Raw genomic sequence first — 25,748 nt, forward strand, 5'->3', positions numbered from 1 at the left:
ATCACGCTCCCATCAACAGAATCAGAGTGGCACACACACAGGCGTACAACGCGCCCTCGAACAAGGCTTCGTGCCAGACGAACTGCAACACGCCGAGGCGTCGCAGCAGCCAGTCCAGCAACAGGAAAACCGGCAGGCCGAGCAACAGCGCCTGAGCAATGGGCGGGAGGTAGACCCCGCCTACTTCCAGATCAATGGGCAAGTGCTGGCACTCCTTGTGGGGTTGCCGATTCGAAGTGGTGACGGTGGCGTTGCAGGAACGACACCACGATCAACAGCGCGACGCGCAGGCGGAACACCGACCACAGTTGTTCGTGCACGCTGCAATGCAGCGCGTCCAGCTCATCGCCCAGGGCCTGCAGGCTGTCGAGCACCGCGTCCACGGCGACGTCCGGGCGGCCGGCGATCAAGCGCCCGGTTTGCCGAATCGTCGCGAACAACCGGCCCTGCGTCTGCAGGTCGAGCAAGGGGTTGTTCTGCCCCTGTTGTCGGAGCTGGTTCAGCGCAATGCCCACGGCCATGCAGCCCAGGCTGACGTCGAACAGCTCGCGCGCGGATCGGTCCTGGATCGCCGGCAACAGGCCCAGCATGGCGGTCAGGCGGTCGACCATGCGGCTCTCGAAGGCAAACTGGTTTTCGTCGGTGGCGGGGATTTTCATCAAGGCGTGGACCTGCTCGCGGTTCTCCCTGTGCAAGCGCTGGATACGCAGCCCCGGCCTGAAGGGAAAGATCAGCGCGTAGACACTCAAGGCCAGCGCGGTGGCGCAGACATAGGCGCCAGCAAACTCGAACCACTGGATCGCGGTGTTTTGCCCCAACCCGGTGTTTTGCGGCCCCAGCATCAACAGTGTGATCAGCCCGAGGGCAATCCCGGTGCCCGTCGTCGGCGGGCTCGACAACCCCACCGCCACTGCATACAGCACCGGTGCGAGCAACAAGGCCAGGAGTTCGAACGTGCTGACCATCGGCACCAGGGCGAACTGCAAGACTGCCGACACCACCAGCGCGAGCCCCAGGCCCCGGGCGAAACCCTGGGCCGCCAGCAGCGGCCGGGGAAACGTCGCCATCAGCGAACACAAAATGCCGGTGACGATCATGCCGCCCCGGGCGCCGTCCCAACCGGTTTCGATCCAGATCAAGCCCGCCACCATTAGCGCACAAAAGGCCCGGATCGCATTCATCGCCGCCAGCGTGTAGTCCATGTGCAGGGTGTTTTTCTGCCCGCGATAAAGGCTGCTGGCCCGGCGCCCGCTCTGGATCGCATCGCTCAATTCCAGGATCGTTTCAAACTGCTGAACCAGCCGCGCCTGCTCCCAGCGCAACGACCACGACAGCGAGCGCAGGGTCGCCTGCAGCGGCTCGACCAGTTGCTCGGCGCGGTAGGCCAGCTCGTCGAAACGCTTTTGCAGCACGGCAAACTGACGCCGCTGTTCAGTGGGCATCGTCCGCCCCAGTCGTGCCAGCTCATCGAGCAGTTGAACTTCCTCGGCAAGCAACTGCTGGATTTCAGTCGGGAGATCGCCCTCCCAGCGCTCGAGCAGCAACTCGCGCTGATGACGCAACGCGGTAAGCCGCGCGGTCAGCAGCACCAATTGATTGCCGAGCAATTGCACCAGGTCGTCGGCACTGCGCAGGCGCGGCGCGTCGTAGTACAGGTGCCGGCGCACGCCTTCCAGCGCACCGATCTGCCCGAGCAACTGCATTTGTCGTTGCTGGAAGTCGGCCTCGCTTTCTTCGGTGCGAATCACCGCGCTGGCATGGGTGGCCAGCAACCGGATGATCTGATCGATCTTGTTGAAATAGTCACGGGCGACGTTTTCCGGACGCGCCGTCAGCAGGCTGACCACGCACACGCACGCCACCGCCAGCAGCGTTTCGGTGACGCGGGTCACGGCCAGCATGAAGGTGCCATCCTGATCGGGCACCGCCAGCAGCCCGACCACCACCGCCGTGTAGCCGCTGAGCACGAAGGCGCCGGAACTGGTGTAGCGCAACAAGGTGCCGCCCGCCGTGCACAGGGCCAGCCACAGCGCCAGCGTGACCAGGAACGGCAGCGGCGCCTGGGGAAACAGCGCCATGATGATCACCGCCACCACCGCGCCGACAGTGGTGCCGATGACCTGGCCAAAACTGCGAGCCAGGGTCATGCCGGCCGACGGCTGGCTGACGATGACCACGGCCATGATCGACCACTTGGGCTGTTCCAGGTCGAACACAAAGGCGAGGTACAGGGTCAACAGCCCGGCAGCGATGGTTCTCAGACCGAACAGCACAACGCCGGGGCCCGGATGCACGATGGCCTTGAAGTACTGCAGCAGCGCTTGCATGGGGGTGCTCTTCAGGGATTCTCAAGCAAGCGTAGACACAGGTTGGGGGTTTGGCAGGCGCCGCAGCGCTGCAGCACATTTGTGGGAGCGAGCCTGCTCGCGATAGCGTCAGTTCAGACAACGCGATGCAGGATGTGCCGCCGCCATCGCGAGCAGGCTCGCTCCCACAGGGGGGTGGCAGGGTCAGTCCATCAGCCCCCAATCCCCCGCTGGCGACTGGGTCCCGGCTGTCGATTCGGCGTGCAGCTTGAGGCGCAGGCGCAGATTGTTCACCGAATCGGCGTATTTCAGCGCCTCTTCCTCGCTGATCGCGCCCTCCGCAACCAGGTCGAACAGTGCGCCGTCGTAGGTCTGCATGCCCGACTCCGGAGACTTTTCCATGATGCCCTTGAGTTCACCGATTTCATTGCGCCGGATCAGGTCGCCGATGGTCGGGGTGCCGATCATGACTTCCACCGCCGCACGTCGTTGTCCGTCGCGGGTGCGCACCAGGCGCTGGGAAACACACGCCTTCAAGTTGTTGCCCAGGTCATGCAGCAGTTGCGTGTGCCGCTCCTCCGGAAAGAAATTGACGATGCGATCCAGGGCCTGATGGGCGTTGTGGGCGTGCAAGGTGGAAATCACCAGGTGCCCGGTATCGGCGAATGCCAGTGCATGCTCCATGGTTTCGCGGTCGCGGATCTCGCCGATCAGCACCACATCCGGCGCCTGGCGCAGGGTATTTTTCAGGGCCGCGTGAAAACTGCGGGTATCGACGCCAACCTCGCGCTGGTTGATGATCGATTTGCGGTGGCGATGGATGAATTCCACCGGGTCTTCAATGGTGATGATGTGGCCGCTGCTGTGCCGGTTGCGATAATCGATCAATGCGGCCAGTGAGGTAGACTTGCCCGAGCCGGTGGCGCCGACGACCAGCATCAGGCCTTGCTTGAGCATGACCATGTCCAGCAGCACCGGCGGCAACCTGAGGTCTTCAAAACGCGGGATGTCCAGTTTAATGTTGCGCGCGACGATCGACACGTCGTTGCGTTGTTTGAAAATATTGACCCGAAAGCGCCCGATCCCCGCCAACGAGATCGCCAGGTTCATCTCCAGTTCCCGATCGAACTCCAGCCGCTGCTCGGCGTCCATGATGGACAGAGCGATGGTTGCGATTTCCCCCGGCTTGAACGGCTGGTGGGTCAAAGGCTTGAGCACGCCATCGAATCGTGCGCAGGGCGGCGCGCCAGTGGACAGGTACAGATCGGATCCATCCTGGCTGGCCAGGATCTTCAACAGTGCATCGATTTCCATGGCAAAAAACACCCGCGAAGCATTCAATGAACAGAAATGACCCGAAGACGGGTCATGCAGCGTGTACCGCTCTAGGATAGTAGACCGCGACACGCTGGCAGACGTGCAGGATATTTTTGATGAACCCATCACCCATCGGCAGCGATGCCCAGGCCTTGATCGCCAGACTGGACTGGACGCGCACCCCGCTGGGCGCTGCCAGTACCTGGCCACAGAGCCTGCGCACGGCGGTGGACATCGTCATACACTCGCCCATGCCAATGCTGTTGCTGTGGGGCCCGCAGCTCACGCAGATCTACAACGATGGCTTCGCCCTGCTCACCGGCAACCTGCATCCGCAGGCGTTCGGACAATCGACCCACCAGATGTGGCCGGAGCTCAGGGATTTTACCGGCCCGATTTACAGCGCGGTCCTTCAGGGCCAGGTGCGGACCTACAGCGAACAGCGCTTCACCCTGCACCGCGACGGCAAGGATGTCGATCTCTGGCTGGACTTGACCTACAGCCCGATCCGGGATGAAAGCGCCGAGGTCGCCGGGATCCTGGTCACCGCCATCCAAACCAACGAACGCCGGCGCATCGCCCTTGAACTGGAGCAGCGCTCGGCCGCAAGCCTCAAGGCCCAGCGCGAGACCGAGGAGCGTCTGCAACTGGCGCTGGCCGCCACCGACGCAGTGGGCACCTGGGACTGGGACATCAGCGAAGATCGCTTCATCGTCGACAGTCACTTCGCTCAATTGCACGGCGTCGACCCGCAGCTCGCCAGCCAACTGCCGATCAGTGCCTACCTTGAGGGCGTGCACCCGGAAGACCGGGCACTGATCACGCGCAGCATCAAACAGTGCATCAGCCAGGGCAGCGAATACGCCGTGGAGTATCGCCTGCTGCTAGCCGATGGCCAGTTGCGCTGGGTGTTCGCCCGGGGTCGCTGCTACAAGGATCACCATGGCCGGCCGGTACGTTTCCTCGGCGCTGCCCTGGACCTCACCGAGCGCAAGCAGACCGAACAGGCCCTGCGCCAGAGCCAGACCGAACTGCAACTGATCATCAATGCCATGCCGATCCTGATCAGTTATGTCGACAGCGAGGAACGCTTTCGCCTGAACAACGCGGCGTACCTGAACTGGTACGGCCTGACGCCGCAGGAACTTTACGGACGGACCATTCGCGAGGTGCTCGGCGAAACGGCCTACGCCCTGCGGGCCAAATACATCGCCGAAGCGCTGAGGGGCAAGCCCTGTTGTTTCAGCATCAGTACACCCCATGGTGACGGCAGTACGCGCCAGGCCCTGATGAACTACTTGCCTCGCCACGGTGCCGATGGCGCGGTCAACGGTTTCTACATTTTCGTGATCGACGAAACCGAGCGCAAACAGACCGAAGAAGCCTTGCGCAATCTCAATGAAACCCTCGAAGAACGCGTGGCTTCGCGCACCCAGCAACTGGCCGAGGCCAACCAGCGCCTGCAAAACGAAATGTTCGAACGCGAGCGCGCCGAGGACGCCCTGCGCCACGCGCAGAAAATGGAAGCGGTCGGCCAGCTCACCGGCGGGATCGCCCATGACTTCAACAACATGCTCACAGGGATCATCGGCAGCCTCGACCTGATGCAGCGCTACATCGCCGAGGGGCGCGCCGCCGAGATTGGCCGGTTTACCGAAGCGGCGGTGTCCTCGGCCAACCGCGCCGCAGCCCTCACCCATCGTCTGCTTGCCTTCTCCCGGCGCCAGTCGCTGGATCGCAAACCGCTGATCGCCAACACACTGATTCTTTCATTGGAAGATCTGTTCAGCCGCACCAAGGGCGATCACATCGAATTGAAACTGGACCTGGCCGACAATATCTGGCCGGTCAGCACCGACGTCAGCCAACTGGAAAACGCCCTGCTCAACCTGGTGATCAACGCCCGTGATGCCATGCCCGACGGCGGCGAACTGTTGATCCAGACCGCCAACGTTCACCTGGACAGCCAGGAAATCGGCCCTTTGGAGTCGGTCAAGGCCGGTGAATACGTGATGATTGCCGTCAGCGACAACGGCACCGGGATGACGCCGTCCGTGCGGGCCAAGGCGTTCGACCCGTTCTTCACCACCAAACCCATCGGCCAGGGCACGGGCCTTGGGCTTTCGATGATCTACGGTTTCGCCCAGCAGTCCGGGGGGCACGTCAGCCTCGACAGCCTGCCGGGCCAGGGCACTTGCGTGCGGCTGTACCTGCCGCGATTGCAAGACCCGGTGGCGGAAAACACCCTGCAGCCGTTCAGTGGCGCGGCACCGGCGGCCATTGCCGGCGAAACCGTGGTGCTGGTCGAGGACGATCCGGCGGTGCGCATGCTGGTGTTCGACCTGTTGAAGGAACTGGGTTACCACGCCCACGAAGCCGAAGATGCGAAGACCGCCCTGCCCTTGCTGGAGTCCGATTTGCGCATCGACCTGCTGGTCACCGATGTCGGGCTGCCGGGCATGAACGGTCGGCAACTGGCGGAAATCGCCCGCCAGCACCGACCACAATTGAAAGTGCTGTTCATGACCGGTTACGCGGAGAAGGCCGCCGAACGCCAGGGTTTCCTCGAAGAAGGCATGGACATGGTGGCCAAGCCGTTTTCCATCGACCTGCTGGCCAACAAGATTCGCACGATGATCGGCTAAGCCGACGGCGTTAGGGCATAATCCTCCGCCCTCGCCGTCACCCACAGAGTCATCACCGTTACAAGGTACTGCCGATGAAAGCTCAAGCCCGCCATATCCTGGTGAAAACCTCGGAAGAAGCCGAGCAACTCAAACAACGCATCGCCAAGGGCGAAGCCTTTGATGTGCTGGCCAAGAAGCACTCCACTTGCCCGTCGGGCAAGCGCGGCGGCGATCTGGGCGAAGTCCGGCCAGGTCAGATGGTCGGGGCGATCGATGCGGTGATCTTCAAAAAGCCGCTACGGGTGGTGCACGGGCCGATCAAAAGCAAGTTCGGCTATCACCTGGTGCAGGTGTTTTATCGGGATTGATCGGTGGGCGGGCGTCCATTCAACACTGGCCTGGGGATCAGTGCCCCCGGCACCTGAATCACCCGACTCGCCAACCCATGCCCTGCCTCGGCCGCCTCGACCGGACTTCCGCCCATCAGCCGACTGGCCAGGTACGCCGCACTGAAGGAATCCCCCGCCGCCGTCGTGTCCACCACCCGCGCCACCTTCTGCGCCGGCACCTCGAACGACTCGCTCCCACAGCGAATCAGGCACGCCTCGGCGCCGCGTTTGAGCACCACCTCGGGCGTGCCGATCTGCTCATAGGCGGCGAACACCGCGTCGCAATCGGCAAAGTGGAACAGCGCCTGTTCGTCATCCACGGTCAGCAACGCCAGGTCAATGTACGGCAGCACGCTGCGATACGCTGCCCGGGCCTCTTCAACTGACGCCCACAGCCGAGGCCGGTAATTGTTGTCGAAGACGATCCGCGCATCCCGTAGCCGCGCATCGATCAGGACCTCCAGCAATTTCGCCCGTCCTTGCGCCCCGAGCACCGCCAGCGTGATGCCGCTGAAATACAGCACATCGTAATCCGGCAGCGCCTTCAGGATCGGCACCGCCGACGGCGTGGTGAAGCAGTCGCGGACGGCCGCTTCGTTGCGCCAGTAGAGAAAGCGTCGCTCGCCGCTGGCATCGGTCTGGATGCAGTACAGCCCCGGCAGGCGACCCGGCAGACGCTGCACCCTGTCCAGGCCGATGTTTTCCTCGGCCCAGCTCCGGCACATGGCGTCGCTGAAACTGTCATCGCCCAGGGCGGTGACGTAATCCACCGCGCCGCGCTCGCCCAGTTCGCGGGCCAGATACACCGCGGTGTTCAGCGTGTCGCCGCCAAAACTCTGTTGCAGGCTGCCATCGGCGCGGTGTTGCAGTTCGATCATGCACTCGCCGATCAGGGCGATGCGCGGGGTGTTTGGAGTGTTCATGGGTGGACATGTTCCTGCTGCTGCGTTGTCTGGTCTGGCCCTATCGCGAGCAGGCTCGCTCCCACAGGTTTCCATACGACCCTGTGGGAGCGAGCTTGCTCCGGGCGGCGTTCCGACGATGGCCGCACTGCGGTCTCAAGTTTCTAGAAACAGGTTTCCATGGTCTCGATCACGGTCAGTTGGTCATCCACCAGGCAGCCGATGCGCCACTTGTCGAACGTCAGGCACGGGTGCGAGGTGCCGAAGGACACAATGTCCCCCACGCGCAATTCCACGCCCGGCGCCACGCTCATGAACGCATGCTGGTCCATCACCGCCGTCACCTTGCAGGCGCTGACGTCATCGCCCTTCGCCGGCACTACGCCGGCCTTGTAGCGCAGCAGCGGAACCGGCAGGCCAGCGTCATAGGCCACGTCGCGCTTACCCAGGGCCACCACGGCAAACCCCGGCTCCGGCAACGATTGCACGTGCGCCCAGATTTCCAGGGCCGGGCGCAGGCCTTCGTGCAGGTCGCTGCGGCGGTCGAGCACGCAGCATTGCGCTTCCTTGTAGATGCCATGGTCGTGCGCCACGTAGCTGCCGGGACGCAACACGCTGAGGAATCGCCCGCCAGCGTTCTGCGCTTCGAAGGACTCGGCGATCAGGTCGTACCAGGCCGAACCCGACGCGGTGATGATCGGCTTGGCAACGGAGAAGGCGCCGCTGTCCTGCAACTGCACCGCCAGGCGTACCAGCGAAGCTGCGAATTGACGAATGCCGCTGACGGCGTGATCGCCGTGAATCACCCCTTCGTAGCCTTCGATCCCGGTCAAGGCCAGGGATGGCTGGGCGTCGATGGCCTTGGCCAGGTCGAGGACTTCCTGCTCGGTGCGGCAGCCGCAACGACCGCCGACCACGCCGTACTCGATCATCACGTTCAGGCGAACGCCACGGGAAGCGAAATACGCCCCCAGGTCCGCGACGTTGTCCGGGTGATCGACCATGCAGTAGAAGTCGAAGGTCGGGTCGGCCAGCAGGTCTGCAATCAAGGCCATGTTGGCGGTACCGACCAGTTGGTTGGCCATCAACACCCGGCGCACGCCATGGGCATACGCCGCACGGGTTTGCGTGGCGCTGGCCAGGGTGATGCCCCAGGCGCCGGCGTCCAGTTGGCGGCGAAACAGCGCCGGGGTCATGCTGGTCTTGCCGTGGGGCGCAAGCTGCGCACCGCTGTTGCTGACGAAGGTCTGCATCCAGTGGATGTTGTGTTCCAGCGCTTCACGGTGCAGCACCAGCGCCGGCAGGCTGACGTCGCGCACCAGATGGTCGCCGATGTGGGCAAAGCCTTTTTCCACGGCGGCAGTGTTTCGGGCAGTAGGCATGGTCGAGCTCCTCGCATTCGCGGCCGCAGGCAGCCGCTGTTATTCGTTGATACGCCGGGCGAGGCTGTTGGCGCTGTCGATCAGCACCCGGCGATAGTCGTTGTAATTGTTCTTCGCATCGGCCCGGGGCGCGACGATGCACAGGGTCGCGATGGCGACGCCGTTGGCGTCCCTGACCGGCGCGGCAAAGCAATGGGTGAAGGTGTCGGCGACGCTGTCGAAGGAGAAAAAGCCATCGATGCCGGCCTGGCGGATTTCACCGAGAAACTGCTCCAGCGGCAGGCGTTCGCCGTCCGGCAGGATGAAGTCGTCGGGGTCGATCAGGTCGACGATGGCCTGGTCGCTGAGGTGTGCCAGCAACAGGCGACCGGACGCGGTCCAGGGAATCGGCGCATTTTCACCAATGTCCGAAGAGATGCGGAAATGCCGCTCGCCCTCTTTCATCAGGGCCACCGTGTATTTGCGCCCGTTGAGCAGGCACATCTGCGCGGTTTCGCGGGTCTGGCTGACGATTTCCTGCAAGGCATGGTCGGCCTCGCGGGTCAGGTCGAAATGACGCAGATGCGCCTGCCCGAGAAAATACAGCTGACGGCCTAGGTAGACATGACCTTCCTTGCCCACGGGCTCGAGGATCCGCCGTTCCAGTAGCGAGGCCACCAGTTCGTAGACCGTGGACTTTGGGCTGCCGATGCCGCTGGCGATGTCATTGGGGCGCAGCGGCTGGCCGATCTCCTTGAGGAAATCGAGAATATCGAACGCCCGGTCCAGACCCCGGGCCCGGCGTTTGATGGTGTCTTCGGTCATGTCAGTGGATCCCCTTCAAAATGCCGGGAGTTTAACCAGAGTGCGGTGACGACTGTTAGGCCGTCATCGCGGCGATGGGGGCCACGCTCAGGCCTTTTTCTTGTAGGCGATGCAGTCGATCTCGACCTTGCAGTCCACCATCATGCTCGCCTGCACACAGGCCCGCGCCGGGGCGTGCTCGGGTTTGAAGTACTCGGAGAACACCTTGTTGAAACTCCAGAAGTCCCGCGGGTCCTCCAGCCAGACGCCGGCACGCACGACGTCTTCCAGGCCATAACCGGCCTCTTCGAGAATGGCGATCAGGTTTTTCATGGTCTGGTGAGTCTGCTCGACAATGCCGCCCACAATGATTTCGCCATCCACCGCCGGCACTTGCCCGGACACATGCAGCCAGCCATCGGCTTCAACGGCGCGGGCGAATGGACGGGGCTGGCCGCCACCGGCGCTGCTGCCGGTGCCGTAACGGGTAATGCTCATGAGTGTTTCTCCTGATTGAAAAATGAATAGGTTCTGACGGTCAAAACCGCGTGTTCTTGAGAAACTCGGCCAGACGCGGGGATTGCGGGCGTTCGAACAGCTCCTCGGGTGGGCCCTGCTCTTCGATACGCCCCTGATTCATGAACACGATCTTGTCCGAAACCTCGAACGCGAAACGCATTTCGTGGGTCACCAGCAGCATGGTCATGCCTTCATCGGCCAGCCCCTTGATCACGTTCAGCACCTCGCCGACCAGTTCCGGGTCGAGGGCCGAGGTGACTTCGTCGAACAGCATCAGGCTGGGGTTCATCGCAATGGCCCGGGCAATCGCCACGCGCTGTTGCTGACCACCCGACAACTGACCGGGAAAGTGATTGCGCCGCTCCAGCAGGCCGACACGCTCCAGCCATTTCTCCGCCAGCGCCACGGCCTCGTCCTTGTGCAGCTTCTTGACTTTCAACAGCCCCAGCGTGACGTTCTGCAGCGCGGTGAGGTGCGGGAACAGGTTGAACTGCTGGAACGCCATGCCGGTCATGGCCCGATGGCGGGCGATGACTTTTTCCGGGTGCCTGACGCGCTTGCCGTTGACCTCGTCATAGCCGATGGATTCGCCATCGAGCACGATCTGCCCGCCCTGGAACTCTTCGAGCATGTTCACGCAGCGCAGCAACGTGGTCTTGCCTGAGCCGCTGGAGCCGATCAGCGTCACGACATTGCCGCGCTGCATGGTCAGGTCCACGCCCTTGAGCACTTCGAGCTTGCCGTACTGCTTGTGCAGGCCACGGATATCCAGCAACGGTTGGCCGTTTTGAGGGTTGGTTGAAGATTGAGTCATGGCAAGGCCACCCGCTTTTCAATGTGCCGGCCGAGTAATTCGATGGCGTAGTTGATGACGAAGAACAGAAATCCGGCGAACAGGTAAAACTCCAGGGTCATGAAAGTCCGGGCAATGATCTGCTGGGTGCTGAGCAGCAGCTCGGCGACGCCGATCACCGACAACAGGGTCGAGGCCTTGACGATCTCGGTCGAGGAGTTGACCCAGGTCGGCAGGATCTGCCGCAAGGCCTGGGGCAACAGCACGTAACCCAGCGCCTGATAGAACGTCAGGCCGATGGCCTTGCTCGCCTCCATCTGCCCGCTGGGCAAGGCTTGCAGCGCGCCGCGCACGATCTCGGCGACGTGGGAACCGCAGAACAACGTCAGCCCCAGCGCCCCCGCCTGGAACGCGCTGATCTTCCAGCCCAGGGCCGGCGCCATGTAGAAGCAGGCCAGCACCAGCACGAACACCGGCGTGCCGCGAATCAGGTCAACGTAGAAACGAAACGGCGCGCGCATCCAGAATTTGCCGTAGGTCAGCACCAGGCCGGCGACGATGCCGACCATCGTGCCCAACAGGATCGCCAGGGCCGAGACCTGCACGCTGGTCAGAAAGCCTTGCCACAACGGTTCGCGGGCAACCCATAACTCATGCAACCAACTGGGTGATTCGTACATGGGGCCTCCTAACGGCGGATCGCCAGGCGCTGCTCGAGGTAACGCAGCATCATGGCAATGAGGTAACAGGCCGCAACATAGAGCGCTGTGGTCACCAGCCAGGTTTCAATCACCCGGTAGCTCTCGACATTGATCTTGCGCGCGTAATAGGTCAGCTCCGGCACGGCGATCGCCGCCGCCAGCGAGGTGTCCTTGAACAGCGAAATGAAGTTGTTCGACAGCGCCGGCAACACATTGCGCAGCATCACCGGCACGGTGACGTAAGCCTTGACCTGCCACTCCCCCAGGCCGATGGCCAGGCCGGCTTCGCGCTGGCCCTTGGGAATGCTCAGCAACCCACCGCGAAACACCTCGGTCAGGTACGCCCCGGCATACAGCGACAGGGTGATGATGAACGAGGGAATCTTGTCCAGGCGAATGCCCAGGCTCGGCAAGGCAAAGTAGATCAACAGGATCAACACCAGAATCGGCGTGTTGCGGATCACCGTCACATACACCGACGCCAGCACCCGAAGCACGCGATGCCTGGACAACAAGGCAAACGCCATCATCAGGCCGATCACGCAGCCGATGGCGATCGACAGCAGTGCCAGTTGCAAGCCCAGGCCGAGCCCCACCAGCAAGGTGTCGAAGTCGCGCCACACGGCCGCAAAGTTCAACTGATAGTTCATGGTCAGCAGTACCTTGAGCGGGGGCGATGCAACATCGACTCCCGCTCTTCATTCAACAATCGGAAACGTCGCGAGCGAAGGAAAGACAAGGCGAAAACGGGCGAGTAACGGCCAGGGGCGCGCCCGACTTGACCTCAGTCAATGAGCCTTTCAAGCCTGTTTTCAACGCAGTGTTTCGCGCGCAGCCCGCAGCAGTTTTCATTTGAATTCGACCGGGAAGCCAATCGCCGGGGTCGGCAGGTCGACACCGAACCACTGCTTGAAGGACGCCGCGTAGGCCGGGAACTCGACGCCGGTCATGGCTTCATGCAAGGCAGTGTTGACGAAGTTCAGCCAGTCCTGGTCGCCGCGTTTGACCGCACAGGCGTAGGTCTGCGGGCTCCAGGCGTAAGCCGGGCTGCGGTAACGGCCAGGGTTCTGCACCATCAGGTACTTGACCGACGACTGATCGGTCGCCGCAGCATCGGCGCGGCCGGAGTTCACGGCCTGATACATCAGGTCCACGCTGTCGTACTGGTCGACCTTGGCCTTGGGCAGCGCCTGATGCACCAGTTCCTCGGCGTAGACGTTTTGCAGCACGGCCACGGTAACGCTGTCCCCGGCGGCTTTGAGGTCTTCGATTTCCTTGTACTTGCTGTTGGCCGGCAGCAGCAGACCGACACCTTCGCGGTAGTACGGCAAGGTGAATGCCACTTGCTGGGCACGACTGGCGGTGACGGTGATGAACTGGCAACTGATGTCGACCTTGTCGGTCAGCAGGTTGGGAATCCGGGCATCGGAGGACTGCACTACGTACTCAACCTTGTCCGGATCGTTGAACAGCCCCTTGGCAATCATGTGACCGATGTCGATATCGAACCCTTGCAACTTGCCGTCCGCTCCCTGGAAGTGCCACGGCGCGTTGGTACTGCCCGTCCCGACGATCAGTTTTCCGCGGGCCAGCACACTGTCCAGCTTGCTGTCTGCCGCCTGGGCCACGCCCATGGCAGCAGCCGAAGCTGCAAAAAGAAAAACACACGCTTTGAACAAGGAAGGTCGGCGACGCATGGCAAGCACTCCTGAAGGATGGCTATTCCGTTATACCGGAACTTGGTATGTAACAACGGAATAGGCAGCAGAAAGTGTGCCACAGGTTGCTGCCGGCCGGGAGGGGAATTTGAAAAGTGTTTGGAATCAGGAAGATGAGATGAAGTGCGAGCAATGCGTGACGCAACGGCACGGCGGCATAGCGCTACCGTTGGCCACAGTGGGGCGGGTATTTGCACCACAATGGCTCGTGAGCGGGTTGTTGGAGGTCTCGCCGCGCCCACAGCCGGGATGCCTCCCCTGTGGGCGCGAGCCTACTCGCGGTTGCGGCGAGCCAGTCAATCAGCATCGTTGTAAGGTGCCACCGCCTTCGCGAGCAGGCTCGCTCCCACCATTACGGGTCGATACGCGCCAGTAACACCCGCGTTACCCGGCGCTCCTCCACCGACATCACGGTCATCCGCCAACCGGCCCACTCATGGCTGTCGCCAATCATCGGCAGACGGTCCAGCAGGCTCACCACCAGCCCGGCGAGGGTCTGGTAGTCGTCGGTCGGTTCTGCGGCAAAACCGGTGCGCTGGCGCACCCGGGCCAGGTTCATCGCACCGCTGACGACGAAACCGCCCTGCTCTTCGACCACGTCCGGGCCTTCGATTTCGCTGGCATCCGGTAGCTCGCCGGCAATCGATTCGAGGATGTCGGTCATGGTCAGCACCCCGACGAAGTCGCCGAATTCATTGACCACGAAGGCAATGTGGGTCGACGCCTTGCGCATCTGCTCCAGGGCATTGAGGATCGAATAACTGTCCAGCAGGTTGATGGCCTGGCGCGCCAGATGAGCCAGGTCCGGTTCGTTACCCGCCAGGTACTCCTTGAGCAGCTCCTTCTTGTGCACGAAGCCCAATGGCTCATCCACTGCGCCCTCACGGATCAGCGGCAACCGTGAGTAGGACGAATGCATCAGTCGCGTACGAATGGTCTCCGCATCATCGGTCAGATCAATGTGATCGACATCCGCGCGCACGGTCATCAACGTACGGATCGGGCGCTCTGCCAATTGCAGCACGCCACTGATCATCACCCGTTCGCGGCGGTCGAACAGCTCTTCGCCCGGCGCTTCGCCGTTGTCGAGCATATCGGCGATTTCCTCGCCCACCTCCTCCACCGCCAGTTTGCGTCCGCCGAGCAAGCGCATCACCGCATGTGCAGTCCGTTCGCGCAGGGGTCGCAGGCCTTGCATGGAGCGCTTGCGCCTGGCGCGGGCAATCTGGTTGAACACCTCGATCAGGATCGAGAACCCGATGGCCGCGTACAGGTAGCCTTTGGGAATGTGGAAACCCAGGCCTTCGGCGGTCAGCGCAAAGCCGATCATCATCAGGAAGCCCAGGCACAACATGATCACCGTCGGGTGCGCGTTGACGAAGCGCGTCAGCGGTTTGCTGGCAACGATCATCAGGCCGATGGAAATGATCACCGCGATCATCATCACCGACAACTCATCGACCATGCCCACGGCGGTGATCACCGCATCCAGGGAGAACACCGCATCGAGCACCACGATCTGCGCCACGATGGGCCAGAACAAGGCATAAGTGGTGCTGGCCGAGCGCTCGCCGACATGGCCCTCGAGGCGTTCGTGCAATTCCATCGTGGCCTTGAACAGCAGGAACACGCCGCCGAACAGCATGATCAGGTCACGTCCGGAGAAGCTCTTGTCGAACACCTCGAACAACGGCTGGGTCAAGGTCACCAGCCAGGAAATGCTCGCCAGCAGGCCGAGCCGCATGATCAGCGCCAGGGACAAACCGATGATGCGCGCACGGTCGCGCTGCTCGGGGGGCAGTTTGTCCGCAAGGATGGCGATAAACACCAGGTTGTCGATGCCGAGCACCAGCTCCAGCACGATCAAAGTCAACAGGCCCAGCCAGGCGGTGGGGTCAGCGATCCATTCCATAAAAATTTCTCGATCCGTTCGTCAATTCAGAATGCCGGGCACGGCAAGGCGCGGCGCAAGGGCCGTGGAGTTGTCATGTCAAAGGTATTGAGTCGTCGAAAGACCGGGTGTTTCACGTACGTGACGCGCGCGCATTGGCGCGAGGGGAAAGGGTAACTGGGAGGCTCCGAGAGGGTGTTCATGCAGATCCTGAAAGGAAAAAGGCCTTGAAGCGTACAAGGGAAACCGACTTTTCCCACAGCTGGAAATCATTACAAAATCTGTAGAAGTACCGACTTGAACAAGACTATCGCGAGCAGGCTCACTCCCGCAGTGAATCTGCTCGCGATGCCTTCAGCGGTTACTGGCCCGCTGGATATACCGCACCACGGCCGCTGACTTCTCGAACCGTCGATGAATCAACGACAGCCACGAACTGGCCTCGCTCCCCTTGATCGGCCGGTACACCACACCGGGCAAGCCCACATGGCCGACCACCGACTCAGGCACCACGGCCACGCCTTGCCCCAGGGACACCAGTGCCAGCACCGCCACCAGCCCACCCGGTTGCGCCCCCAGCTTCGGCGCAAATCCGCCCTCGGCGGCCACTTGCAGGGTGCCGCTGATCTGCTCCGGCAGGATGAAAGTCTCGCCTTGCAGATGCTCCGGCCCAATCTCGCTCAAACGGCACAACCAGGACTCGCCCGGCAGCGCCAACACGAAGCCTTCGGCATCCAGGCGGATGGCTTCAAGGCCTTCGGGCAAGGTCATGGGCGATCGGACGTAACCGATATCGAAGCGCCCCTCGAGCACCATCGCCGGCAACGACGCCATGGGATATTCGCGCACGTTGAGGCTGACGTCCGGGCACTCGCGACTGAACACCTGCACCTGCTTTTGCAGCAATCCTGAATACACCGCCGAGGCCACGTAGCCCAATTCGATGTGCCCGATCTCCCCGCGTCCGGCGCGCTGGGCGTTTTGCTGGGCGTATTCGAATTGGCGCACGGTCGCCTCGGCTTCGACCATCAGGGCCGCGCCCGCCTCGGTCAGGCTGACTTCCCGGGTCTGGCGCACGAACAACCGGGTGCCGAGTTCGTTTTCCATGTCCTGGATCTGCCGGGTCAGTGTCGGCGGCGCGATACCGAGTTGCTCAGCGGCGCGGGTGAAGTTGCCCTGCCGCGCAACGGCCAGAAAATAGCGGAAATGCCGGATATCCATGGTTGCATTAGCTCAAAGGTAATGAAGTGTCGAAGCCGGGCTAACGAAGCCACTGACGGGCCGCGATAAGCTCCCTCTGCAAACACAGTAGAGAGCCCATACCATGCACGTCAAACTCATTCAGCCGGCCATTGCCTGCGCCCTTGCCCAAAAGGCAATCACATCATGAACCGGGTCAATCCACGCCTGACCTTGCTGACCGCCTCCGGCGTCTGTTCGTTGATCGTCCTGGACACCAACATCGTCGCCGTCACCCTGCCGACCATCGCCCGCGACCTGGGCGCCAACTTTGCCGACATCGAATGGGTGGTCAGCGCCTACATGCTGGCGTTCGCCGCCCTGCTGTTGCCGGCCGGCAGCATCGCCGACCGCTTTGGCCGGCAGAAAACCCTGCTCTGCGGCCTGAGTCTGTTCATCCTGGCATCCATCGGCTGCGGCGCGGCGCCCAATGCGCTGTTCCTCGACATGGCCCGGGCGATCAAAGGCGTGGGTGCCGCGCTGCTGCTGACCTCGGCCCTGGCCTCCATCGGTCACACCTTCCACGATGAAGTGGAACGGGCCAAGGCCTGGGCGTTCTGGGGCGCTTGCATGGGGGTGGCGATGACCGCCGCGCCGACCCTCGGCGGGCTGATCACCGAGTCCATCGGCTGGCGCTGGATTTTCTACCTCAACCTGCCCGTCGGTCTGTTGCTGATGGCCATGGTCTGGCGGGCGGTGCCGGAATCCCGCGATCCGCAGTCAGCACGCCTCGATCCATGGGGCAGCCTGGCATTCAGTGGCAGCTTGCTGTGCCTGATCTGGGGCCTGATCGAGGCCAACCGGATTGGCTGGAGCAACCCGATCACCTACGCCAGGCTGATCGGCGGCGCCCTGCTGCTCGGCCTGTTCGTGGTCATCGAACGCCTGCAACGACGGCCGATGGTCGACCTGCAATTGTTCCGTCACCCGCGCTTCATCGGCGCGCTGCTGGGCATGTTCGCCTACGCCGGTTGCGCCCAGGTGATGATGACGCTGCTGCCGTTCTACCTGCAGAACGGCCTGGGTTTCTCCGCGATTGCATCGGGCCTGGGCATGTTGCCGTTTGCCCTGACCATGCTGATCTGCCCACGCATTGGCGTGCGCCTGTCCAGCCGGTTTGCGCCAGCGACGATGATGGCGAGCGGCTTGGCCCTGGTCGGCGGCGGCAACCTGCTCAGCGCCTGGGCGGTCGGCAGCGGCGGTTACCTGCCGTTCGCCCTGGCGATCGCCGTGACCGGTGCCGGAGCCGGCTTGCTCAATGGCGACACGCAGAAGAACATCATGGCCTGCGTGCCTCGCGAGCGGACCGGCATGGCGTCAGGCATGAGCACCACCATGCGCTTCAGCGCCATCGTACTGGCCATCGGCGTGTACGGTGCGTTGCTGTCCAGTCACACCGAACACTTGCTGCGCGGCAGTTTGTCGGCACAGGGTACGCAGTGGCTCGATCAGGCCCAGGGCATTGCCTCACGCGTGGTGGCCGGCGATATGGCGGCGGCCATGAGCCTGCTCCCGGACAGTGCCCAACCGCTGATCGAGCCCCTGGCCCGCCAGGCCTTCGTCGGCGGATTCACGTTGCTGCTGGCGGTGGCGGGTGGACTCGGCCTGCTGGGTGCGCTGGTGGTGGGGACGTTGATGCGCCATCCGATTCCACTGGCCGGCAGCGCACCGGCAGTGGCTGCCACGCGCAGGGCGCGTGCCTGACGCGTGCCCCTGCGGCAAGTTGGCGCAAATCGGCGTGAGTCATGTCGAGCGTTGTGTTGTCCTCTTTTAATCCCGAGGACAACTCATTGCTCACTGGAGGACCCATGGCGAAAATCACCCTTGCCCGGCAACTGGCAAACACCCTGGAACAGGCCGGCGTCAAACGTATCTGGGGCCTGACCGGCGACAGCCTCAACGGCTTGACCGAAGCGCTGCGGACCATGGAGAGCATCGAATGGATGCACGTGCGCCACGAAGAAGTCGCGGCATTTGCCGCCGGCGCCGATGCCGCACTGACGGGTGAGCTGGCGGTGTGCGCCGGCAGTTGCGGGCCGGGAAACCTGCACTTGATCAACGGGCTGTTCGATTGCCACAGGAACCATGTGCCGGTGCTGGCGATTGCCGCACAGATCCCGTCTTCCGAAGTGGGCCTGAATTACTTCCAGGAGACCCATCCGCAGGAGTTGTTCAAGGAGTGCAGCCATTTCGTCGAACTGGTGAGCAGTCCGGCACAGATGCCACAGGTGCTGCACCGCGCAATGCGCAGCGCCATCCTCAACCGTGGCGTGGCAGTGGTGGTGATTCCCGGCGACGTCGCCCTGCTGGAAGTCGACGACCAGCAAAAATCGTGGCCGGCGCTTTCCCGGCCGCGCACCCTGCCCGCCCCCCAGGATCTGGATCGACTGGCCGAGCGCTTGAGTCAGAGCAAAGCCGTGACACTGATGTGCGGCGCCGGTTGCGCGGGCGCCCATGATCAAGTGGTGGCGCTGGCCGAAGCCCTTGGCGCGCCGGTGGTGCATGCGCTGCGCGGCAAGGAACACGTCGAGTGGGACAACCCGTTCGACGTCGGCATGACGGGGTTGATCGGTTTCAGTTCGGGATACCACGCCATGCTCAACTGCGACACATTGCTGATGCTGGGCACGGACTTTCCCTATCGCCAGTTCTACCCCACGGACGCGACCATCATTCAGATCGATCACGACCCGCAAGCGCTGGGACGTCGTACGTCGCTGGACCTGGGTATCGTTGCCGACGTCGGCGAAACCCTCGCGGCGCTGTTGCCGCGCTTGCCGTACAAGAGCGACCGCAGTTTTCTCGACGCCTCACTCAAGCACTATGAAAAGGCTCGTCAGGGGCTGGATGACCTGGCGCAACCCTCGGCGCCCGGTCGGCCGATTCATCCGCAATACCTCACACGCCTGCTCAGCGAACTGGCCGATGACGACGCGATCTTCACCGCCGACGTTGGCACGCCAACAGTGTGGGCGGCGCGCTATTTGAAAATGAACGGCAAACGGCGCCTGCTCGGTTCGTTCAACCACGGCTCGATGGCCAACGCCATGCCCCAGGCAATCGGCGCCCAGGCCGCCTACCCCGAGCGGCAGGTTATTTCGCTGTCCGGCGACGGCGGCTTCAGCATGTTGATGGGCGACTTCATTTCCCTGGCGCAGTTGAAGTTGCCGGTGAAAATCATCGTCTACGACAACGCGTCCCTGGGCTTTGTCGCCATGGAAATGAAATCCAGCGGGCTGCTCGATACCGGCACGGACCTGCACAATCCCGACTTTGCGGCGATGGCCAATGCCATGGGCATATTGGGCATTCGCGTCGCGGAATCGGCAGACCTCGAACCTGCCTTGCGCCGGGCGATGGCGCACGACGGGCCGGTTCTGGTGGATGTGGTCACCGCGACCCAGGAACTGGCGATGCCACCGACCATCAAGTTGGAACAGGCCAAGGGCTTCAGTTTGTACATGCTCAAAGCCGTTATGAGTGGGCGCGGGGATGAGGTAATCGAATTGGCGCGGACCAACTGGTTTCGTTGAAGACTCACTCCCACAGGGATGTGGGAATTACCCCGGCTTGCTCGCGAAGGGCTGGCCGGCCAGGTCAATCTCAGCCTGCAACCGGCTCATCGATATGCCGATAATCTGCCTGCAACTGCGCGGCCAGTTGTTTTGCCCGACCCAGTCGAATCGGGCCGCGCTCGATGTCGATGAGCAATCCCGGGCAGTCCAGCGAAGGCAAGGACGCCCAGTCTTTCAGGCGTCCGTCGGTCACCACCAGCACGCGCTGCTGTTCTGCCGGGAAGCGTTTGCGCCGAACCGCCAGCCAGCGCCCCGCTTCGTTCAGGGCTGCGAGTAACGGGCTGCCGCCACCCGCGCCGAGGCTGTCGAGCCAGCGACCCAATGAACTGGATGCTTTCAAGCCTTGCACCTGCCACTTCGGCGCGGCACCGCTGGCTGTCAGCAACGCCAGGCGCGCACGCTGGCGGTAAGCGTCATCGAACAATTGCGCCAGCAAACCCTTGGCATCGCTCAGGGCCCGGTGCCGGCGAGTCGATGCCGAGGCGTCGACGATCACCAGCCACAGCTCATGGGGCGAACGGGTGCGCAACTGAAACTGCAGGTCCTGGCGCTGGCGCGGCCGGCCGTTGAGCAAAGTGCCGGGCCAGTTGACCGAGCCATCGCGCGCGACCCGTCGTTTGCCCTGTCTGCCCTGCTCCAGGCATCCGGCGCGGGGTTTGGCATTCGCCCCCGCAGCAGATCGAGGGCGAATGCCTAGGGCTTTTTTGGCCAGCTCGGCACTTCACGACGAGCACCGACCGGCAAGGCCTGGGCGGGCATTTCGCCCCATTGTCCCTGGCCTTCACCGGGGCTGGCGTCTTGCCCGGCCGGGGCTGGCGCGGGTTGCTGCGGCCGGGGTGGCGATGGCTCGCGACGCCGATGGCGCAAAGCGAAATCGGCCACGGCGTCGATGTCTTCCCCGGCAATCGCACCTGCCCCTCGCCAGGCGGCATGGGCACGGGCCGCGCGCAACCAGACCAGATCCGCCCGCAGGCCGTCGACGCCAGCGGCAAAGCAGCGCTCGGTGATCTGCGCCAGGGCGGCATCGTCCAGCGGGATGCTGGCCAATGCACAGCGCGCCTGCTCACAGCGTTCGCGCAGCGATTGTTGCCGGTGCTCCCACTCGGCACAGAAGCCTTGCGGGTCGCTGTCGAAGTCCAGGCGCCGGCGAATGATCTGGCCGCGTTGTTCCGGCGCGGTATGGCCGCCGAGGGCGACGTTCAGACCAAAGCGGTCGAGCAATTGCGGGCGCAACTCGCCCTCTTCCGGGTTCATCGTGCCGATCAGCACGAACTTTGCCGAGTGCCGATGGGAAATGCCGTCGCGCTCGATCAGGTTGGTGCCGCTGGCGGCGACGTCGAGCAGCAGGTCCACCAGGTGGTCCGGGAGCAAATTCACTTCATCGACATAGAGCACGCCGCCGTCCGCCTTGGCCAGTACGCCCGGGGAAAACTGCGCACGCCCTTCGCTCAAGGCCGCGTCCAAGTCGAGGGTGCCGACCAGCCGCTCTTCCGTGGCGCCCAAAGGCAAGGTGACGAACTGCCCGCTGGCCAGCAGGTCCGCCAGGCCACGGGCCAACGTCGACTTGGCCATGCCGCGCGGACCTTCGATCAACACCCCGCCGATCTTCGGGTCGATCGCGGTGAGGTACAACGCCAGCTTCAAGTCGTCGGCGCCGACCACGGCGGAAAGCGGGAAATGTGGGGTGTCGGTCATTATTCAATCTCGGTCATGGTCGGTGGCAGGCCAATCCAGTCATTGTGCAAGCGTCAGGGTGCTCAGCCATCTTCTTCGATATCCAGCAACAGGTTTTCCAGCGCCTCGCGGTACTCCCCGGGGTCTTTCCACATCCCCCGCTGCTGCGCTTCGAGCATACGTTCGGTCATGTCGCGCAAGGCGTGCGGGTTGTGTTCGCGGACGAAATCACGGGTCGCCGGGTCGAGCAGGTAGGCATCGGCCAGCAATGCGTACTGGTGATCGTCGATCAACTGCGTGGTCGCATCGAACGCGAACAGGTTATCGACCGTCGCCGCCATTTCGAACGCGCCTTTATAGCCGTGGCGCTTGACGCCCTCGAGCCACTTCGGGTTCGCCGCCCGGGCGCGGATGACCCGGTTCAGCTCTTCCTTCAGCGTGCGAATCTTCGGCAGGTCCGGCTGGCTGTGATCGCCATGGTAGCTGGCCGCTGCAGCGCCGCCGAGGCTTTCCACGGCAGCCAGCATGCCCCCTTGGAACTGGTAATAATCATTGGAATCGAGCAAGTCATGCTCGCGATTGTCCTGGTTTTGCAGCACCGCCTGAACCTGGCTCAGGCGCCGCGCGAACGGTTCGCGGGCGGCGGTGCCTTCGTCGGAACCGCCGTAGGCGTAGCCACCCCAGTTCAGGTACACCTCGGCCAGGTCCTCGCGGCTTTGCCACAGGCGGCCGTCGATGGCGCCCTGCACGCCGGCACCATAGGCACCGGGCTTGGCCCCGAAAATGCGCCAGCCGGCCTGGCGCCGAGCCGCCTCTTCATCCAGCCCTGCCTGCATCAGACTGGCCTGTTCAGCGCGGACTTTGGCGGCCAGGGGGTTGAGATCGTCCGGCTCGTCCAGCGCGGCCACCGCTTGCACGGCCGCGTCGAACAGGCGAATCAGGTTGGCAAACGCGTCACGAAAGAACCCGGAAACGCGCAGAGTCACGTCGACCCGAGGGCGGTCGAGCAGGCTCAGCGGCAGGATCTCGAAATCGTCGACCCGCTGACTGCCCGTCGCCCACACCGGCCGCACGCCCATCAGCGCCATGGCCTGGGCGATGTCGTCACCGCCCGTGCGCATGGTCGCGGTGCCCCAGACGGACAGGCCAAGCTGACGCAGGTGGTCGCCGTGATCCTGCAAGTGCCGTTCGAGAATCAGGGTGGCCGACTGGAAACCGATGCGCCACGCCGTGGTGGTGGGCAGGTTGCGAACGTCCACCGAGTAGAAGTTGCGCCCGGTGGGCAGCACGTCCAAGCGACCGCGACTCGGTGCGCCGCTCGGCCCAGCCGGAACGAAACGGCCACCGAGGGCGTCGAGCAACCCGCCCATTTCAGCCGGGCCGCAGGCATCCAGGCGCGGGGCGACCACGTCGCGCAGATTGTCGAGAATCGTGCGGACGTCGTCCCACCGCACCCCCTCCTGTAGGAGCGAGCTTGCTCGCGATGGAGTATCAGACACAGTGGAGTCGACTGACACACTATTGCCAGCAAGCTCGCTCCCACAGGGGGTATCCAGCGTCTGGGCAATCAGCTGCATGGCAAACAACTCCAGGCGCTCGCGGGTGTCGCCCGCCGTGCGCCAGAGCTCGTCGCTCAGCGCCTGCAACGCCTCGGGGCGCGGCCCGGTCCACGGCTCGGCCAATGCGCAGTCCAGCGGATCGAAGCCCAACGCGAACGCCTTGGCCAGCGACCGCAACAGGCTCGACTGCGCACCGCGTCCATCGCCACGGGGAATGCGCAACAGCGCCAGCAGGGTGTCAGTGCGCAAGCGCCCGACCGGCGACTCGCCAAAGATGTGCAGGCCATCGCGGATCTGCGACTCCTTCAGGTCGCACAGGTAGGTGTCCAGGCGCGGCAGCCAGATCGCCGCATCCGCGTCGCTGTCGAGCTGTTCGCCCAACTGCAATTCGCGGTCGATATGGGTCTCGCGCACCAGTTGCAGGATGTCGCGCTGCAGCTCCCGCGCTCGGCGTGGGTCGAGCAACTGCGCTTCGTAATATTCGTCGGCCAGCAACTCCAGGTTGCGCAGCGGACCGTAGGTCTCGGCCCGGGTCAGCGGCGGCATCAAGTGGTCGATGATCACCGCTTGGGTGCGCCGCTTGGCCTGGGCGCCCTCGCCCGGGTCGTTGACGATGAACGGATAGATGTTCGGCAGCGGACCGAGCAGCGCATCGGGCCAGCAGTTTTGCGACAGGCCGACGCCCTTGCCCGGCAGCCATTCGAGGTTGCCGTGCTTGCCGACGTGGATCACCCCGTGGGCACCGTAGGCATGGCGCAGCCAGAAATAGAACGCCAGGTAACCGTGCGGCGGCACCAGGTCAGGGTCGTGGTACACCGCACTCGGGTCCACTTGGTAGCCGCGCGCGGGCTGGATGCCCACGAAGGTCAGGCCAAAGCGCAGGCCGGCGATCATCATCCGCCCGTCACGGCACATCGGGTCGTTTTCCGGTGCGCCCCAGCGCTCCAGCACCGCCTGGCGATTGGCCTCGGGCAAGGCGCTGAACAGATGCTGGTAGTCATCCAGTGCCAGGCTCTGATTGCACGGGCGCAGGTCGAGGTGGTCAAGGTCATTGCTGACACCGCCGAGCAATTGCTGGATCAACGCGGTGCCGCTGTCCGGCAACTGCGCCGACAACGGATACCCCTGTTGCTGCAAGGCCCGCAGGATATTCAAGGCCGCAGCCGGTGTGTCGAGGCCGACGCCGTTGCCAATGCGTCCGTCCCGGGTCGGGTAGTTGGCGAGCACCAGAGCGATGCGTTTTTCGCTGTTCGGCACCCGACCCAGTTCGACCCAGCGCCTGGCCAGTTCGGCGACGAAATCCATGCGCTCGGGCGCGGCCCGGTAGCACACCACATCGGACTGACTGCGCTCGCTGCGCCAGGCCAGGTCCTTGAAACTGATCGGGCGGCTGATGATGCGGCCGTCCAGTTCCGGGAGCGCAATATGCATCGCCAGATCCCGTGGCCCGAGCCCCTGCTCGCTGGCGCGCCAGCCGGGTTCGTTGTCCTGGGCGCAGATGGCCTGGATCACCGGGATGTTGCGACGAAACGGGCGCAGGTGCGGCGCTTCCGGGCTGGACTGGGCGAAACCGGTGGTATTGAGGATCACCGAGGCGTCGACGTCGTCCAGCCAGTCCTCGACCACCGTCAGACAGCCGGGCTCTTTCAGGCTGGCCACGGCCACCGGCAAGGGATTGAGCCCTGCCGCTTGCAGGCGCTGACAGAACACATCGATGAACGCAGTGTTCGCCGCCTGCAGGTGCGAGCGGTAAAACAACACCGCCGCCACCGGTTGGTCAGCCTGCCAGTCGGCTTGCCAGTCGCTCAACTGTGCCGGGCTTTTGCGCGGGTGATAAATCGCCGTGCGCGGCAAGGTTTGCGGCTCGCCCCATGGGTAGTCGCGATCCAGCCAGCGATTGGCAAGGCAACGAAACAGATCCAGGGCGTTGGCCATGCCGCCTTGACGCAGGTAATGCCAGAGCCGATCACGATCCTCGGCCGTCACCGTGCTCAGGTCGCTGAGCTCCGGGTCCGGGCGGTCGTCACCCGGCACCAGAATCAGCTGCACGCCACGGCGGGAAAGCTCGATCAGTTGCTCGACGCCATAACGCCAATAGGCGATGCCGCCATGCAGCGAGACCAGAATCACCCTGGCATGACGCAGTACTTCGTCGACATACAGGTCGACCGAGGCATGGTTCTGCACCTGCATCGGGTTGGCCAGGCGCACGCTCGGGTAGTCATCGGGCAACTGCTGCGCCGCTTCGGCGAGCAACGCCAGGCTGGAATCACCGCTGCACAGGATCACCAGCTCGGCGGGGGTTTGTCCAAGGTCGGCGATGTTGTCATCCGACACGAAACCGCCGGGCTGGGTCCTGAGCAGGTGCATGGG

Annotated in this window: 20 protein-coding genes; 4 read left to right on the plus strand and 16 right to left on the minus strand. The window is 63.5% G+C overall.

The features are described from left to right. Position 1: 1 nt before the first annotated feature. The 3 genes from IB249_RS23440 to IB249_RS23450 all read right to left on the minus strand — a co-directional run bounded on the left by IB249_RS23440 (position 2) and on the right by IB249_RS23450 (position 3,620). Entirely contained in the window at positions 2–202 is a 201-nt protein-coding gene (locus IB249_RS23440; RefSeq protein ID WP_192308118.1) for a DUF1656 domain-containing protein, read from the minus strand. After that, positions 192–2,327 (minus strand): FUSC family protein, encoded by a 2,136-nt coding sequence (locus IB249_RS23445; protein ID WP_192308119.1) that lies wholly within the window; start codon positions 2,325–2,327, stop codon positions 192–194. The genes IB249_RS23440 and IB249_RS23445 overlap by 11 nt, the downstream gene beginning before the upstream one ends. A 183-nt stretch (positions 2,328–2,510) precedes the next feature. After that, a complete protein-coding gene (locus IB249_RS23450) occupies positions 2,511–3,620 on the minus strand; it encodes a PilT/PilU family type 4a pilus ATPase (protein ID WP_192308120.1) in 1,110 nt (369 codons plus the stop codon). 119 nt (positions 3,621–3,739) lie between these two features. Between IB249_RS23450 and IB249_RS23455 the strand changes: the two genes are divergently transcribed. Together IB249_RS23455 and IB249_RS23460 are read left to right on the plus strand one after the other, a co-directional pair. Further along, positions 3,740–6,268: a PAS domain-containing protein gene (locus IB249_RS23455; RefSeq protein WP_192308121.1), complete on the plus strand. Its 2,529-nt coding sequence runs from the start codon at positions 3,740–3,742 to the stop codon at positions 6,266–6,268. Positions 6,269–6,342: 74 nt separating this feature from the next. Further along, positions 6,343–6,618 carry a peptidylprolyl isomerase gene (locus IB249_RS23460; RefSeq protein ID WP_192308122.1) on the plus strand — a complete coding sequence of 92 codons (276 nt, stop codon included), beginning with the start codon at positions 6,343–6,345 and terminating at the stop codon, positions 6,616–6,618. Here IB249_RS23460 and IB249_RS23465 read toward each other — a convergent pair. From IB249_RS23465 to IB249_RS23510, 10 genes are all read right to left on the minus strand, one after another. Then, positions 6,606–7,562: a sugar kinase gene (locus IB249_RS23465; RefSeq protein WP_192308123.1), complete on the minus strand. Its 957-nt coding sequence runs from the start codon at positions 7,560–7,562 to the stop codon at positions 6,606–6,608. The two genes, IB249_RS23460 and IB249_RS23465, sit on opposite strands and share 13 nt — an antisense overlap. Before the next feature lie 143 nt (positions 7,563–7,705). Next, complete coding sequence (locus IB249_RS23470; protein WP_192308124.1) at positions 7,706–8,923, minus strand: amino acid deaminase; 1,218 nt, start codon at positions 8,921–8,923, stop codon at positions 7,706–7,708. Between the two features lie 39 nt (positions 8,924–8,962). After that, positions 8,963–9,727 carry an IclR family transcriptional regulator gene (locus tag IB249_RS23475; protein ID WP_192308125.1) on the minus strand — a complete coding sequence of 255 codons (765 nt, stop codon included), beginning with the start codon at positions 9,725–9,727 and terminating at the stop codon, positions 8,963–8,965. Positions 9,728–9,814: 87 nt separating this feature from the next. Then, positions 9,815–10,204 carry a RidA family protein gene (locus tag IB249_RS23480; protein WP_192308126.1) on the minus strand — a complete coding sequence of 130 codons (390 nt, stop codon included), beginning with the start codon at positions 10,202–10,204 and terminating at the stop codon, positions 9,815–9,817. Positions 10,205–10,244: 40 nt separating this feature from the next. Then, positions 10,245–11,039 carry an amino acid ABC transporter ATP-binding protein gene (locus IB249_RS23485; protein WP_192308127.1) on the minus strand — a complete coding sequence of 265 codons (795 nt, stop codon included), beginning with the start codon at positions 11,037–11,039 and terminating at the stop codon, positions 10,245–10,247. Further along, positions 11,036–11,698, minus strand: a complete 663-nt coding sequence (locus tag IB249_RS23490; RefSeq protein ID WP_192308128.1) for an amino acid ABC transporter permease — start codon at positions 11,696–11,698, stop codon at positions 11,036–11,038. Before IB249_RS23490 ends, IB249_RS23485 begins: the two co-directional genes overlap by 4 nt. Before the next feature lie 8 nt (positions 11,699–11,706). Further along, positions 11,707–12,369 carry an amino acid ABC transporter permease gene (locus tag IB249_RS23495; protein ID WP_192308129.1) on the minus strand — a complete coding sequence of 221 codons (663 nt, stop codon included), beginning with the start codon at positions 12,367–12,369 and terminating at the stop codon, positions 11,707–11,709. A 198-nt stretch (positions 12,370–12,567) separates the two neighbouring features. Beyond that, positions 12,568–13,416, minus strand: coding sequence for a transporter substrate-binding domain-containing protein (locus IB249_RS23500; RefSeq protein ID WP_192308130.1), 849 nt, complete (start codon positions 13,414–13,416; stop codon positions 12,568–12,570). A 373-nt stretch (positions 13,417–13,789) separates the two neighbouring features. After that, complete coding sequence (locus IB249_RS23505; RefSeq protein WP_192308131.1) at positions 13,790–15,349, minus strand: TerC family protein; 1,560 nt, start codon at positions 15,347–15,349, stop codon at positions 13,790–13,792. A 333-nt stretch (positions 15,350–15,682) separates the two neighbouring features. Further along, on the minus strand, positions 15,683–16,549 hold the full coding sequence (locus IB249_RS23510) for a LysR family transcriptional regulator (protein WP_192308132.1): 867 nt from the start codon (positions 16,547–16,549) through the stop codon (positions 15,683–15,685). A gap of 165 nt (positions 16,550–16,714) precedes the next feature. Here IB249_RS23510 and IB249_RS23515 point away from each other — a divergent pair, with 165 nt between their 5' ends. Then, the gene (locus tag IB249_RS23515) at positions 16,715–18,271 is read left to right on the plus strand and encodes an MFS transporter (RefSeq protein WP_192308133.1); all 1,557 of its coding nucleotides are present in this window, start codon (positions 16,715–16,717) and stop codon (positions 18,269–18,271) included. A 104-nt stretch (positions 18,272–18,375) separates the two neighbouring features. Then, the gene (poxB, locus tag IB249_RS23520; RefSeq protein WP_192308134.1) at positions 18,376–20,100 is read left to right on the plus strand and encodes a ubiquinone-dependent pyruvate dehydrogenase; all 1,725 of its coding nucleotides are present in this window, start codon (positions 18,376–18,378) and stop codon (positions 20,098–20,100) included. Between the two features lie 70 nt (positions 20,101–20,170). On the opposite strand, the gene IB249_RS23525 is transcribed toward poxB, so the two are convergent. From IB249_RS23525 to cobN, 3 genes are all read right to left on the minus strand, one after another. Continuing rightward, the gene (locus IB249_RS23525; RefSeq protein ID WP_192308312.1) at positions 20,171–20,782 is read right to left on the minus strand and encodes a VWA domain-containing protein; all 612 of its coding nucleotides are present in this window, start codon (positions 20,780–20,782) and stop codon (positions 20,171–20,173) included. Positions 20,783–20,835: 53 nt separating this feature from the next. Then, positions 20,836–21,837: an ATP-binding protein gene (locus tag IB249_RS23530; protein ID WP_192308135.1), complete on the minus strand. Its 1,002-nt coding sequence runs from the start codon at positions 21,835–21,837 to the stop codon at positions 20,836–20,838. Positions 21,838–21,899: 62 nt separating this feature from the next. After that, positions 21,900–25,745 carry a cobaltochelatase subunit CobN gene (cobN, locus tag IB249_RS23535; protein ID WP_192308136.1) on the minus strand — a complete coding sequence of 1,282 codons (3,846 nt, stop codon included), beginning with the start codon at positions 25,743–25,745 and terminating at the stop codon, positions 21,900–21,902. Positions 25,746–25,748: the final 3 nt, after the last annotated feature.

The organism is Pseudomonas sp. PDM04 (assembly GCF_014851765.1).
GTDB lineage: Bacteria > Pseudomonadota > Gammaproteobacteria > Pseudomonadales > Pseudomonadaceae > Aquipseudomonas.

What these genes read in the sequence shown, in the direction of transcription:
- IB249_RS23445 (WP_192308119.1), bottom strand. Translation starts at nt 2,327, where the DNA reads ATGCAAGCGCTGCTGCAGTACTTCAAGGCCATCGTGCATCCGGGCCCC.
- IB249_RS23450 (WP_192308120.1), bottom strand. Translation starts at nt 3,620, where the DNA reads ATGGAAATCGATGCACTGTTGAAGATCCTGGCCAGCCAGGATGGATCC.
- IB249_RS23455 (WP_192308121.1), top strand. Translation starts at nt 3,740, where the DNA reads ATGAACCCATCACCCATCGGCAGCGATGCCCAGGCCTTGATCGCCAGA.
- IB249_RS23460 (WP_192308122.1), top strand. Translation starts at nt 6,343, where the DNA reads ATGAAAGCTCAAGCCCGCCATATCCTGGTGAAAACCTCGGAAGAAGCC.
- IB249_RS23465 (WP_192308123.1), bottom strand. Translation starts at nt 7,562, where the DNA reads ATGAACACTCCAAACACCCCGCGCATCGCCCTGATCGGCGAGTGCATG.
- IB249_RS23470 (WP_192308124.1), bottom strand. Translation starts at nt 8,923, where the DNA reads ATGCCTACTGCCCGAAACACTGCCGCCGTGGAAAAAGGCTTTGCCCAC.
- IB249_RS23475 (WP_192308125.1), bottom strand. Translation starts at nt 9,727, where the DNA reads ATGACCGAAGACACCATCAAACGCCGGGCCCGGGGTCTGGACCGGGCG.
- IB249_RS23480 (WP_192308126.1), bottom strand. Translation starts at nt 10,204, where the DNA reads ATGAGCATTACCCGTTACGGCACCGGCAGCAGCGCCGGTGGCGGCCAG.
- IB249_RS23485 (WP_192308127.1), bottom strand. Translation starts at nt 11,039, where the DNA reads ATGACTCAATCTTCAACCAACCCTCAAAACGGCCAACCGTTGCTGGAT.
- IB249_RS23490 (WP_192308128.1), bottom strand. Translation starts at nt 11,698, where the DNA reads ATGTACGAATCACCCAGTTGGTTGCATGAGTTATGGGTTGCCCGCGAA.
- IB249_RS23495 (WP_192308129.1), bottom strand. Translation starts at nt 12,369, where the DNA reads ATGAACTATCAGTTGAACTTTGCGGCCGTGTGGCGCGACTTCGACACC.
- IB249_RS23500 (WP_192308130.1), bottom strand. Translation starts at nt 13,416, where the DNA reads ATGCGTCGCCGACCTTCCTTGTTCAAAGCGTGTGTTTTTCTTTTTGCA.
- IB249_RS23505 (WP_192308131.1), bottom strand. Translation starts at nt 15,349, where the DNA reads ATGGAATGGATCGCTGACCCCACCGCCTGGCTGGGCCTGTTGACTTTG.
- IB249_RS23510 (WP_192308132.1), bottom strand. Translation starts at nt 16,549, where the DNA reads ATGGATATCCGGCATTTCCGCTATTTTCTGGCCGTTGCGCGGCAGGGC.
- IB249_RS23515 (WP_192308133.1), top strand. Translation starts at nt 16,715, where the DNA reads ATGAACCGGGTCAATCCACGCCTGACCTTGCTGACCGCCTCCGGCGTC.
- poxB (WP_192308134.1), top strand. Translation starts at nt 18,376, where the DNA reads ATGGCGAAAATCACCCTTGCCCGGCAACTGGCAAACACCCTGGAACAG.
- IB249_RS23530 (WP_192308135.1), bottom strand. Translation starts at nt 21,837, where the DNA reads ATGACCGACACCCCACATTTCCCGCTTTCCGCCGTGGTCGGCGCCGAC.
- cobN (WP_192308136.1), bottom strand. Translation starts at nt 25,745, where the DNA reads ATGCACCTGCTCAGGACCCAGCCCGGCGGTTTCGTGTCGGATGACAAC.